At 73.5% G+C, this 11,093-nt stretch carries 13 protein-coding genes; 6 read left to right on the top strand and 7 right to left on the bottom strand.

The genetic code is table 11. From position 1 onward, the window contains the following. Positions 1-42 precede the first annotated feature (42 nt). The 7 genes from ACFWEJ_RS22090 to ACFWEJ_RS22060 all read right to left on the bottom strand — a co-directional run bounded on the left by ACFWEJ_RS22090 (position 43) and on the right by ACFWEJ_RS22060 (position 6,234). Positions 43-555: a Dps family protein gene (locus ACFWEJ_RS22090; RefSeq protein WP_377231338.1), complete on the bottom strand. Its 513-nt coding sequence runs from the start codon at positions 553-555 to the stop codon at positions 43-45. A gap of 51 nt (positions 556-606) precedes the next feature. Beyond that, positions 607-1,224: a hypothetical protein gene (locus ACFWEJ_RS22085; protein ID WP_377231337.1), complete on the bottom strand. Its 618-nt coding sequence runs from the start codon at positions 1,222-1,224 to the stop codon at positions 607-609. Continuing rightward, positions 1,221-2,666 (bottom strand): DUF58 domain-containing protein, encoded by a 1,446-nt coding sequence (locus ACFWEJ_RS22080; RefSeq protein WP_377231336.1) that lies wholly within the window; start codon positions 2,664-2,666, stop codon positions 1,221-1,223. The genes ACFWEJ_RS22085 and ACFWEJ_RS22080 overlap by 4 nt, the downstream gene beginning before the upstream one ends. Continuing rightward, complete coding sequence (locus tag ACFWEJ_RS22075) at positions 2,663-3,631, bottom strand: AAA family ATPase (RefSeq protein ID WP_377231339.1); 969 nt, start codon at positions 3,629-3,631, stop codon at positions 2,663-2,665. Before ACFWEJ_RS22075 ends, ACFWEJ_RS22080 begins: the two co-directional genes overlap by 4 nt. A 64-nt stretch (positions 3,632-3,695) precedes the next feature. After that, entirely contained in the window at positions 3,696-4,229 is a 534-nt protein-coding gene (locus ACFWEJ_RS22070) for a hypothetical protein (RefSeq protein ID WP_377231335.1), read from the bottom strand. After that, positions 4,226-5,056 (bottom strand): DUF4129 domain-containing protein, encoded by an 831-nt coding sequence (locus tag ACFWEJ_RS22065; protein WP_377231334.1) that lies wholly within the window; start codon positions 5,054-5,056, stop codon positions 4,226-4,228. The genes ACFWEJ_RS22070 and ACFWEJ_RS22065 overlap by 4 nt, the downstream gene beginning before the upstream one ends. Continuing rightward, positions 5,053-6,234: a DUF3866 family protein gene (locus ACFWEJ_RS22060; RefSeq protein ID WP_377231333.1), complete on the bottom strand. Its 1,182-nt coding sequence runs from the start codon at positions 6,232-6,234 to the stop codon at positions 5,053-5,055. Before ACFWEJ_RS22060 ends, ACFWEJ_RS22065 begins: the two co-directional genes overlap by 4 nt. 166 nt (positions 6,235-6,400) lie before the next feature. On the opposite strand from ACFWEJ_RS22060, the gene ACFWEJ_RS22055 reads away from it, so the two are divergent. From ACFWEJ_RS22055 to tatC, 6 genes are all read left to right on the top strand, one after another. Then, entirely contained in the window at positions 6,401-7,471 is a 1,071-nt protein-coding gene (locus ACFWEJ_RS22055) for a helix-turn-helix transcriptional regulator (protein WP_377231332.1), read from the top strand. Beyond that, complete coding sequence (locus ACFWEJ_RS22050; RefSeq protein WP_377231331.1) at positions 7,464-8,504, top strand: helix-turn-helix transcriptional regulator; 1,041 nt, start codon at positions 7,464-7,466, stop codon at positions 8,502-8,504. Before ACFWEJ_RS22055 ends, ACFWEJ_RS22050 begins: the two co-directional genes overlap by 8 nt. An 11-nt stretch (positions 8,505-8,515) precedes the next feature. Next, positions 8,516-8,848 (top strand): hypothetical protein, encoded by a 333-nt coding sequence (locus tag ACFWEJ_RS22045; protein WP_377231330.1) that lies wholly within the window; start codon positions 8,516-8,518, stop codon positions 8,846-8,848. A gap of 357 nt (positions 8,849-9,205) precedes the next feature. Further along, the gene (locus ACFWEJ_RS22040; RefSeq protein ID WP_377231329.1) at positions 9,206-9,793 is read left to right on the top strand and encodes a hypothetical protein; all 588 of its coding nucleotides are present in this window, start codon (positions 9,206-9,208) and stop codon (positions 9,791-9,793) included. Positions 9,794-9,989: 196 nt separating this feature from the next. Then, the gene (tatA, locus tag ACFWEJ_RS22035) at positions 9,990-10,274 is read left to right on the top strand and encodes a Sec-independent protein translocase subunit TatA (protein ID WP_377231328.1); all 285 of its coding nucleotides are present in this window, start codon (positions 9,990-9,992) and stop codon (positions 10,272-10,274) included. A gap of 36 nt (positions 10,275-10,310) precedes the next feature. Continuing rightward, positions 10,311-11,051 carry a twin-arginine translocase subunit TatC gene (tatC, locus tag ACFWEJ_RS22030; RefSeq protein WP_377231327.1) on the top strand — a complete coding sequence of 247 codons (741 nt, stop codon included), beginning with the start codon at positions 10,311-10,313 and terminating at the stop codon, positions 11,049-11,051. Positions 11,052-11,093 lie beyond the last annotated feature (42 nt).

Below are 11,093 nucleotides of genomic sequence, written 5' to 3'. Positions count from 1 at the left end.
GGTGACCTGGGCGTCTGACACGTTCGGCGGCGGGAGCTGAGCTCAGGACTCCGTGAGGGCGCCCGACGTCGACTCGAGGTGGGCACGGACGAACCAGTGGAACTGCTCGAGGTCGTGCAGGTGCCCGATGAGCAGGTCGTTGGTGACGTCGTCGAGCTTGGCGGTGGCGTCCGCGGCGTTGCGGTGCGCGGTGATGACGCCGGCGTACACGTCGTCGAGGGCGGCGAGGTGCTGGATGGCGGGTGCGCGGCCGAGTGCGTAGTCGTCCCAGGTACGGGAGGCGACGAGCGCCCCGGGGGTGCCCACGGGCACGACGCCGAGGGTGGCGATGCGTTCGGCGATCTGGTCGACCATGGCGCGGACGGCGTCGACCTGCGGGTCGAGCATCTCGTGGACGCCGATGAAGTGCGGCCCCACGACGTTCCAGTGCACGTGCTTGAGGGTCAGGTGCAGGTCGTTCAGCGCGTGCAGCCGCTGCTGGAGGATCTCGGCGACCTCCGCCCCCTGCTCGGGGGTGAGGGACGGGACGGTGTAGCGGGGCAGCTTCGGGGACATCGGTGGTCCTCCTGTTCCGGCCGGCGGTGGGACGCGTCCATCGTCACGCGGTCAGCGGTGAGTCGCCAGCGCGACGAACGCGATCCCGGCCACGCCGAGGGCGGCGAGGAGGACGGCGCCCGGCAGGGTCGCACCGGAGACGAGCATCGCGAGCGCCGCGAGGAGGGCGGTGCCGCCCAGGACGACGAGGTCGCGTCGCCAGCCGGTGAGCAGGGCTGCGATCTCGGCGCGGCCGCGGAGGGGGACGTGGGCGGCCCACCAGGTGAGGCGGGCGACGAGGTAGCCCTGGAGTGCGACGAGGAGGGACCACGGGTCGAACGCCTGGCCTGTCCCCGGGCCCGGGGACAGGCCCCAGAAGAGCAGGGCGGCCAGGACGAGCGCCCCGGCGGCTGTCGCGGGGGTGGGGCGTACCACCAGGAGGATCGTGAAGAGGGCGGCCAGGCTCCAGACGATCCCGGAGGACAGGTCGGGGGTGCGGGAGGCGGCGGTGAGGAACAGCGCGGGGACGAGGACGACGAGGGCGAGGCGGAGGGTCCAGCCGCGCAGGGTGGGCCCCGTCTCGATGGTGATCTCGGGCAGGGGGCGCGCGGTGGGGTCGCTGGTCAGGCGCAGGCGGGTGCGGGCCGACCGCAGGAGGTGGGACCAGTCGGCGGGTCGGGTGGAGTTCATGGGGTGCCCGTCCGTCCGGGGACGTGTCGTTCGGCGGCGCGGGCGAGGGTCTCGAACCTGATGGCGGCCCGGTCGCGTTCGGAGCCGGCCCAGCGGACAACGGGTACGCCCTCCCCGGTGAGGGCGGCGAGCCGGTCCTCACGTTCCAGGCGGGCGATGCGCCAGGCGATGCGGAGGTGGCTCTCGGTGACGGGGTGGACGTCGGGCAGGGTGTCGATGACGACGACGGGGTGGCCCTTGGTGCGCCAGGTCCGCACGAGGTGCAGGGGCTCGTCGTCGAGCACCGTCGTGAAGAGATAGACGATCGCGTCGGCGGGGACCTGGGGCGGGCGGACCCGGTGGACGGAGGCCCGGTCCTTGGGGTGGGCCAGGGCGAGGCCGTGCACGATGCGGCGCAGGTGACGGCGGCCGGACGCGGGCGGCAGGGGCCGGCGGCGTCGGGCGAGGTCCTCCAGGCCGACGCGGTCGCCGCCCTCGACCAGCGCGCGGGCTATGGAGGCGGCGGCGTGCCGGGCGAGGTCGAGGGAGGTGGGCTCGTCGACGCGGAGGGTGCCGTAGCCGCGCCAGGTGTGCAGGTCGGGTCCGACGTCGTCGCGGGAGTCGACGACGAGCACCGCTGTGGCCTCGGCCGTGGCGTAGGTGCGGCGCACGTAGAGGGTGTCGAGGTCGGGGGAGCGGCGGGCGGTGGTGCGCCAGTCGATGCGGCGCAGGCGGTCGCCCGGGGTGAAGGGGTGGATGTCGCGCAGCTCGGCGCCGTCGCCCAGGCGGCGCGAGGAATGGGGGCCGGTGAGGCCGCGCAGCCGCTGCGGGAGGGGCAGCCTGCCGAGAGGCGCGGCGGCGGGCAGGACCAGTCGGCGGGTGCCGCCGACCTGCACGGGCTCCTGCTCCCACGTGGCGTGGAGCGAGCCGCGCAGGTCGATCGCGAAGGTGTCCTGCGGCCCCGTACGGACGGACGACAGGCGCAGCGGGACGTCGCGGGCCGGGGTCTCGTGCGGTGCCTCGTGAGGTGTCGGGTGCTCTGTCGAATGCTGTGTCGCGCGCAGGGCCACCTCGGTGGTGCGGTGGCCGGCGGCGCCGATACGCAGGTGGACGACGTCGGCGGCGCCGGGCGCGATGCGGAGCGTGGCCGTGAGCTCGCCGGCGGTGGCCGAACCCTCGGGCTCCCGGAGGGTGCCGCGCGGCTCTGCGGCTTTGTTGTCCGGGCGCCCCGACCGGGCCCAGGCCGCGGCGAGCAGACCGGGCACGCCGATCAGGGCCAGGTCGGCTCGCCCGGCGAGCACACCCAGGGCGAGCAGGACGACGCCGGCCACGACGGCGGCGGTGTACACGGAGGTGAGCCGCCAGCCCTGGACGCCGTCAGACCCCGCGCCACCAGACCCCGCGCCACCAGACCGGTCACCCCGGGAGCGCCCCTCGGAGCCGATGACGCCGCCGAAACTCATCGCGACCGGACCGTGGCAGGGGTCGGCACGGCCCGCAGGAGGTCGGACACGACGGTCTCGGGGCGGGTCGCGGAGGCCCACGCGGTCGGGGTCAGGGTGATGCGGTGCGCGAGCACGGGCACGGCGACGCGCTTGACGTCCTCGGGCAGCACGTAGTCACGACCGTCCAGGACGGCGACGGCACGGGCCAGGAGCACGAGGTTCTGCGAGCCGCGCGGCGAGGCGCCGACCTCCAGGGCGGTGTGCCCGCGGGTCGACGCGGCCAGGTCGACGCAGTAGCGCACGACGTCGGGGTCCACGGCGACGGCCTCGGTGCCGGCCTGCATGGCGAGCACTGTCGCGGGATCGACGACCTGGCGCACGGGCGCGGCCTCCTGCCGGCGGGCGAGCCGGCGGGTCAGCACCTCGGCCTCCTGGTCGGCGTCCGGGTAGCCGACGGCGAGGCGGACCATGAACCGGTCGAGCTGCGCCTCGGGCAGCGGGTAGGTGCCCTCGTACTCGACGGGGTTGGACGTCGCCAGCACGTGGAACGGGCGGGGCAGCGGCCGGCTGGTGCCCTCGATGGAGACCTGGCGCTCCGCCATCGCCTCCAGCAGCGCCGACTGGGTCTTCGGGGCGGTGCGGTTGATCTCGTCGGCGAGGAACAGGCCGGTGAACACCGGGCCGGGCCGGAACTCGAACGTGCGGGTGGCCGGGTCGAACACGGACGAGCCGGTGATGTCGGCCGGCAGGAGGTCCGGGGTGCACTGCAGGCGGGCGAAGTCGAGGCCCAGCGCGGCGGCCAGGGACCGGGCCGCGAGGGTCTTGCCGAGCCCGGGCACGTCCTCGAACAGCACGTGCCCGCCCGCGAGGATGGTCGCCAGCGCGACCTGGAGCGCGTCCCGCATGCCGACGACGGCGGTGCCGACCTCGGCGAGGACCCGTTCCCCGAGCGCGGCGACGTCGGCGACGGGCAGGGGGCTCACGGTGCTCGCGGTGCTTGTGCTGCTCGCGCTCGTGCTGGCACCGGCGTCCGGGGCTTCGTTCAGGTCAGGCACGGTTCTCCTCGGGGGTGGGGACGGGCGCGGTGGCGGCCGGGCGTTCTGCGGGCGCCGCGCCCAGGCGTTCGATCGCGTCGAGCCAGGACTGCAGGGTCCGGGCCGTCGGCGCGTGGCGGGACGACAGGCCGCGCACCACGCGTGCGCCGAGCAGCCGCTCGACGTCCTCCGTCGCGGCAGGGTCGGAGGGGTCGACACCGTGGGCACGGACCCGGTCGGCGGCGAGCGCCCGGACGCGGCGGACGACGCGTTCGGTGACGCGTCCGTCGCGGGTGAAGGTGGACCAGCTCAGGTCGGATACGTCGTGCCGTCCGCCGGCGCGGGCCTCGGTGACGACGTGGGGCCACTCGGGGTCGGGGTCGGCGTCCTCGGTCCTGGACCACAGGGCGGCCAGGGCGACGACGACGGCCACGGCCGCGGCGGCGTGCCAGGGGTCGATGATCTGCCAGAAGGCGAGCCCGGCGGCGACGACGACGGCGGTGACCGTGATCGCGGTGAGGCGCTGCCAGTTCCAGTGCCGCTTCATCGAGGTCCGGGCTCCTCTCCGGGGCCGGGTCGCACCGGCCCGGTCTCGTCGGGGCCGGGTTGTTCGACGTCGGGCTGGTCGACGTCGAGCGTGCGCGCGATGTCCGCGAGCGCCGTGCGGGCCTGGGCGACGGTGGTGGTGTCGATGGGGCGGTCGGTGAAGCGGGCGCGCTGGTAGAGGGTGCGCAGGCGGGTGACGGCGTCGGGTGGGGCGGGGGTGGCGGCCAGGACGGTGCTGGTGAACTCGGTGGGGGTCTGGGCGGGGTCGCGGCTGGCGCCGGCGCGCTCTGCTGCTTCTTCGAGGGCAACCCAGGCGGCGACGACGGCGTCGCGGGGGCGGGCGTGTCCTTCGAGGTGTCTCAGGGCGCGGGTGACGGCGTCCTGCAGCTCGGGGAGGTCGATGTCGTCGCCGAGGGTGTCGGTGGTGGTGCCGGCGGCGAGGTTGTCGGGGTCGAGGTCGGTGGGTTCCCGGCGGATGGACAGGAGCTTGCGGGCGGCGAGGGTGAGCAGGACGGCGATCAGCAGGCCGACGAGGGTGACGAGGACCAGGACGACCCAGCGGTTGTCGGCGGGGTCGGGTTGCTGGGCGGGTGGTGCTTCGGGGGTGCCGGAGGGGGCGGGTTGGGACTGCGGGGCCTGGGAGATCTCGACGGTGGGCAGGCGGGGTGTGCTGAAGGTCCAGGGGGTGGCGGTGGCGGCGCCGAGCACGGCGACGACGACGAGCGTGCAGATCAGGGCGAGGCGTGCTCGGGGTGCTGTGCGTGGTGTCGGCTGTGGCATCCGGCGCTGGCTCCCGTGCTGGTTCTCGTGCTGGTTCTCGCGCGTCATCCGGTGGTGAGCCGGTGGGCGTGGACGCCGGCGACGGCGGCCGCGACGAAGGAGGCGGGGTCGGCGTCGAGGCCGCGGCCCATGGTGCGCAACCCGGCGGGGGAGGTGCGCAGGGTGTCGAGGAGGGCGGTGTCGGCGCGGACGTCGACGAGGGTATGCGGGGTGGTGTCGGCCAGGGTGCGGGCCTGGTCGTGGACGCGGCCGGTCAGGGGCGCGCCCCAGGCGGGCAGGTTCTCGACGTCGGCGGTGGGGACGGGTACGGGGACGTCGGCGGGGGCGAGGGCGACGCGGCCGTAGGCGGTCAGGGAATGGTGGGAGACGCCGAGGTGGCGGTCGCGGGGGTCGGCGCCGGAGACGCGCAGGGAGGCGACAGGGCGGCCGCCGAGGGTGGCGGTGGCGTTGACGGCCTCGCCGGCGGCGACGCCGGAGTAACCCCAGCGGGTGCCGGTGCCGAGGTTGCCGGGTCCCTGGGTGACGACGGCGACGTCGCACCCGGCGACGTGCCGCGCGGCCAGGAGGCCGGTGTGCACGGTGACGGCCTCGAGGTCGCCGCCGTAGGCCTGGCCGACGGTGACGCAGGTGGTCAGCCAGTCGGTCTCGCGCAGGGCGGCGACGGTGCGGGAGAACGCGGCGGGCAGGGCGCCGCCGTCGGTCATGACGTAGGCGACCCGCAGGTCGCCGGGTGCGCGTCCGGCGGCGGTGGCGGCGTGGCGCAGCCCGGCGACGACGGCGGGCAGCGCGGAGTGCAGGTCGGCGACGACGACGGGCATGCCGTCGAGGCTGTCGGCGTCGGCCAGGGTGGTGTGGTGGGGCGACTCCTGCTCGTCGACGCCGAGCACCATGGTCTGCAGGGGCGTGTAGCGGGCCTTGACGAGGTGGCCGGGCCCGACGACGGGGTCGGGCGGCAGCCTGGTGCCGGGCGCGGCCGGGCCGACGACGAGGGCGTACCCGCCGGTGCCGAGGCCGCGGGCCAGCGCGGACACGTTCAGGAGCAGCGCGTCGCCGACGGCGGGCTCGCCCACGAGGTCGGTGTAGGCCAAGGCGCGGACCGTCAGCGGTCCGGACGCAGCCTCGCCCGCCCGGCCGGGCAGGGGCCGGTCGAGCGTCACCTGGAGCTCGAGGGCTCCTCGCCACGACTTGCCTGTGGAAATCACGGTCCCGATCCGCCACGTCATCACACGGTGGAGGTTACCGCCCGATACGGTTGACCTGATGTCCAGCGACCTGCCCCCCACCTCATCTCCCACGGTGCCACCCGGTACGTCATCCGGCACGCCGTCGAGCCAGCCCGCAAACCCGGCACTGAACCCGGCCGAACGCCTCCTGAATCTTGTCATCGCGCTCGTGAACACGAACGCGGCCATGACCAAGCAGCAGGTGCGCACCGCCGTGGCCGGCTACTCGGACGCGCCCAGCGACGAGGCGTTCGAGCGGATGTTCGAGCGGGACAAGGACATGCTGCGGGCCCTGGGCATCCCCGTGGTGACGGTCGGCACCGGCGGGCACACCGACGAGCTCGGGTACCGGATCGACCAGGACGCGTACGCGCTGCCGTCGATCGACCTGACGCCGGCCGAGCTCGGCGTGCTGTCGCTGGCCGCGCAGTTCTGGCAGGACAAGACGCTGCAGACCGACATCACGCGCGCCATGGTCAAGCTGCGCGCCGCCGGGGCGGGGGACCCGTCGGCCGACGCACTGGCCGGGCTCGCGCCGTCCGTGCGCGCCGTCGGCGACGCCTACGGGCCGCTCATGGAGGCGATCGAGGCCCGTCGCGTGGTGACGTTCAGCTACCGCGCCGCGTACAACGGGGCCGTGCTGGTCCGGCACGTCGAGCCGTGGCGCATCGCCGCGCGCGACGGCGGCTGGTACCTCATGTGCTTCGACCGCGACCGGCAGGCGCCCCGCGTGTTCCGCATGTCGCGCATCGAGTCGCGTGTGCGCGTCATCGGCCCCGCGAACGCCTACGAGGTACCCGACTTCGACACCGACGCCATGCTGGGCGGCGGACCGCACGGCGAGATGCGGCAGGCCGTCGTCGCCGTCCGCCCCGAGCGCGCGAGCGCGCTGCGCGCCCGCGCCAAGGCCGTGCCCGACGGCGAGCGCAGCGCCTACGACGCCCGCCTGGCCCGCACCACCCGGTCAGGTGCGGGTGCGGCGGCAGGTGACAGTGCCGGTACCGGTGCGGGTGCCGGCGAGAGCGTGAGCGAACCCGCCGGGTGGGACATCCTGCAGGTGCCCTACCGGTCCCTGACCGGCATGGCGTCCGAGGCCGCCGGGTACGGCGCCGCGCTCGTCGTCCTGGAACCCGAGTCCGTGCGCGAAGAGACGGTGCGCCGGCTCACCGCCGCTGCGGCGCTCGGCTCGTCGCACACCGATGTACGGCACGACGTCCGTGTGGAGGTGTCCCGTGGCTGAGCGCGCCGACGACAGGCTCCTGCGCCTGCTGGGCATCGTCGCCTACCTCGACGGCGCCGGGCCCGTGTCCGTGGCCGACCTCGCCGGCCGGTTCGGCACCACCCCCGCGCAGATCCAGAAGGACGTCGACGCCCTGTGGGTCTCCGGCACCCCCGGGTACTGGCCCGACGACCTCATCGACTTCGACGCCGCCTCCATCGACCGCGGCGTCGTGCACCTGACCGAGGCGCGCGGCATGACCCGGCCCCTGCGCCTCGGCACCCGCGAGGCCGTCGCCCTGGTCGCGGCCCTGCGGGCCATGAAGGCGACCGGCGCCGTCCAGGCCGACCCCGCGCGGTCCGCCGTCGTGGAGTCCGCGCTGCGCAAGCTCACCGACGCGACCGGCGAGGCCGCGAGCGCCGTCGACGTGCGGCTCGCTCCGGGCGGTGACAAGCAGGTGGTGGCGGCGATCTCGTCGGCGCTGGCGAACCGGCACCGGCTGCGGATCCGGTACGTGACGTCGTCGGACGTGGTCAGCGAGCGGGACGTGGACCCGGTGCGGCTGCACACGCAGGACGAGTTCGCCTACCTCGCGGCCTGGTGCTACCGGGCGGACGCGCCGCGTACGTTCCGGGTGGACCGCATCCTGGAGGCCACGGAGACGGACGTGCCGGTGCAGGCGCATCCCGGGCAGGAGCCGGAGATAGATTTCGGTGCGCTGTTCGCGGGTGGTTCCTCGCCGCTGGCGACGATCCGGTTCGCGCCGCGGGCGCGGTGGTTCGCGGAGGAGGTGCCGGTCGAGTCGGTGCGCAACCTGCCCGACGGCGACTTCGAGGTCACGCTGCGGGTGACGAACCCGGGGTGGCTGCGCAGCACCCTGATCCGGCTCGCGCCGCTGGTGCGCTCGGTCTCGCCGGAGGCGCTGGCCGCGGACGTCGCGGGTGCGGCCACGGCCGCGCTGGCCCTGTACGGGGACGGCGACGGTGACGGCGCAGATGACGCAGTGGGTACCGGTGGCGTGCGCGACGCAGCCACATCGGCCGATCAGCACTAGGCTGGGCGACCATGTGGTTCTGGGTATGGACCCTCTTGATCGTGGGCACCCTCGTCGGAGCGTTCTTTCTGGCCCGTTCGCTGTGGCGGTCGGCCAGGGGGCTCCTGGAGGAGCTGGGCCGGGCGTCGCAGCGTTTCGGCGAGTCGGCCGACCGGATGCAGGAGGCGTCGGACCGGGCGCGTGAGCCGGCGAGCACGCAGCATGCCGGGCCGAGCCTGTTCGACGACGTGACGATCCACTACCAGCGCGTCCACGCGCAGCGGGTGGCGCGCGCGGGACGCCGGGATGCCCGGCGGGCGCGGAACGTCGCGACCTGGCAGAAGTGGAAGCACTTCAACGAGTAGGCGCCGTACGCGGCCGGCTCAGCAGGGCTAAAACTTGGCACCTTGATCAAATTCACCCCATGCTTTGAGGGCGTCATGACCCTCCGGGGGCGCTCCCCGGCGGTCTTTTCCTGACATCGGGTTTTCCTGACATCGCAGGGGGCTTCCTTGAAGAGATCAAGACGAAGGCTGGTAGGGGTCGCGGTTCTTGCCGCAGCGGTGCTGGTCGGGAGTCAACCGACCATCGCCTCGGCCGGTGCCGGTACCGTCCGGGGCGCGGCTGACGCACCGGTGACGGTCGGCGGGTCCGGCAGGTCCGACAGGCAGCTGACCGCTGACGAGGAAACGCAGCTGCGTTCGTTCTTCGACGAGTACCACGTGGCCGCCACGGACCAGGACGCGCTCCTCGCGTCGTACGAGAGCGGGGGCCGCTGGCTCTCCATGACCGCGGGCGCGGAACCCGTCGACGTGCGCACCGAGGACAAGGACGGCATGCGTTCGACGGTCAGCACCTTCGCCGACGGGTCGGTCGGCGTCTCCGGGACCTCGCTCCCGCAGGACCCGGTGCGGCTGGCTTCCGTGACGGCTCCGTCGGCTCTGTCGTCCCCGTTGGCCCCGTCCTCTCAGTTGGCCCCGTCGTCCGTGACCGGCTGCAGGACGTCGGGCTCGACGCGCGTCATCACCTACACGAACTGCCTGGCCAAGGTGGACAACGGCCTGGTGATGATGTCCTTCCGCTTCACCTGGCGGCTGTACGTCGGGTCCAGCGCGAGCATCACCAGCTACAGCCCCAACAGCCGCGACCACCGGTGCCTGGGCTGCATCATGAGCGACCACCGCGTCTACCGGATCAGCCGCACCAACGTGCGCTACTCCGCGACGATCGGGCTGCCTCCGGGCGAGTACCTCGGGTGGATGGGCGTCCGGGTCGGCACGGGCGGTGCGTCGACCTACCAGGGGCCGTGAGCCCGGATCGGACACCGTCGTGGCCGGCTCGCCCGTCGAGTCCTGCCGCACGTGGGACGGCGATCGCCCGGGGATGGTGACTCTCCCCGGCGATCGCCATTTCATGTCCATGATCCGGCTACCGCTGTGCCCCCTCGGTTCGCGTAGGATCGGGCATATCCGCACCACAATCAGCACCGCACCGTAAGGAGTCACCATGGCTGGCGCAATGCAACCGTGGCACTGGATCGTCCTGCTCGTCGTCGTCCTGCTGCTCTTCGGGTCCACCCGCCTCCCGGGCCTGGCCAAGAGCGTGGGCCAGTCGATGAAGATCTTCAAGAAGGAGATCAAGGACATGCGCGACGACCGGTCGGACGCCGACGGCAACGCTGCCGACAACGCGCCGGGCGCCTCGACCACCACGACCACCGGTTCGACCACCGGATCGGGCTCGACCCCCGGCTTGATCGACCCCAAGGACCGCGACATCCCCAAGGCCTGATCGGTGGCACGTACGAGACGGGCGTCCGACGGTCGGATGCCACTGCTCGAGCACCTGCTCGAGCTCCGCAAGAGGTTTGTCCTGATAGCCGTCGGCCTGGTGGTGGGCGCCATCGCCGGGTGGTTGCTCTACGACCCGCTGCTGGTCCTGCTCCAGCGTCCGCTCGTCGTGGCGGAGCAGATGCGGGGCAACGAGATGACCCTGAACTTCGCCGGGCCGATGGCGGCGCTGGACCTGAAGATCAAGTCGTCGCTGTTCCTGGCCGTGTTCCTGACCTGCCCGTGGTGGCTGTACCAGGTGTGGGCGTTCATCACGCCGGGTCTGAACAAGAACGAGAAGAAGTACGCGTACGGGTTCGTCGGCGCCGCGTTCCCGCTGTTCCTCGGCGGGGCGTACATGGCGTGGCTCGTGTTCCCGCACGCGATCCAGATCCTGTCGGGGTTCCTGCCCGACGACGCGACCGCGTTCACCAACGCCCAGGAGTACCTGTCGCTGGTGATGCGGCTCCTGATCGCGTTCGGGCTCGCGTTCCTGTCGCCGGTGCTGCTGGTCGGCCTGAACTTCGCCGGCCTGCTGTCGGGCAAGGCGCTGCTGGGCGGCTGGCGGTGGGCCATCCTCGTGGCGTTCACGTTCGCGGCGATCATCACGCCGACGCCGGACGCGCTGACGATGGTCCTGGTGGCGCTGCCGATCTGCGTGCTCTACTTCGCAGCCGTCGGCGTGTCGATCCTGCACGACCGGCGTGTCGAGAAGCGGTTCGCCGACGCCGAGGTCTGACGGCCCGCGGTCCCTGGGCGGTACCGGGGCGTGACACACAGG

The sequence above is a fragment of the Promicromonospora sp. NPDC060204 genome (assembly GCF_042728455.1).
In the GTDB taxonomy this organism is placed as follows: domain Bacteria; phylum Actinomycetota; class Actinomycetes; order Actinomycetales; family Cellulomonadaceae; genus Promicromonospora.
This window is presented reverse-complemented; position numbering and strand designations above follow the sequence as displayed.

Bases quoted from the DNA above. Each gene is read 5' to 3' on its own strand.
- ACFWEJ_RS22090 (WP_377231338.1), bottom strand. From the start codon at position 555: ATGTCCCCGAAGCTGCCCCGCTACACCGTCCCGTCCCTCACCCCCGAG.
- ACFWEJ_RS22085 (WP_377231337.1), bottom strand. From the start codon at position 1,224: ATGAACTCCACCCGACCCGCCGACTGGTCCCACCTCCTGCGGTCGGCC.
- ACFWEJ_RS22080 (WP_377231336.1), bottom strand. From the start codon at position 2,666: ATGAGTTTCGGCGGCGTCATCGGCTCCGAGGGGCGCTCCCGGGGTGAC.
- ACFWEJ_RS22070 (WP_377231335.1), bottom strand. From the start codon at position 4,229: ATGAAGCGGCACTGGAACTGGCAGCGCCTCACCGCGATCACGGTCACC.
- ACFWEJ_RS22065 (WP_377231334.1), bottom strand. From the start codon at position 5,056: ATGACGCGCGAGAACCAGCACGAGAACCAGCACGGGAGCCAGCGCCGG.
- ACFWEJ_RS22045 (WP_377231330.1), top strand. From the start codon at position 8,516: ATGTGGTTCTGGGTATGGACCCTCTTGATCGTGGGCACCCTCGTCGGA.
- tatA (WP_377231328.1), top strand. From the start codon at position 9,990: ATGGCTGGCGCAATGCAACCGTGGCACTGGATCGTCCTGCTCGTCGTC.
- tatC (WP_377231327.1), top strand. From the start codon at position 10,311: ATGCCACTGCTCGAGCACCTGCTCGAGCTCCGCAAGAGGTTTGTCCTG.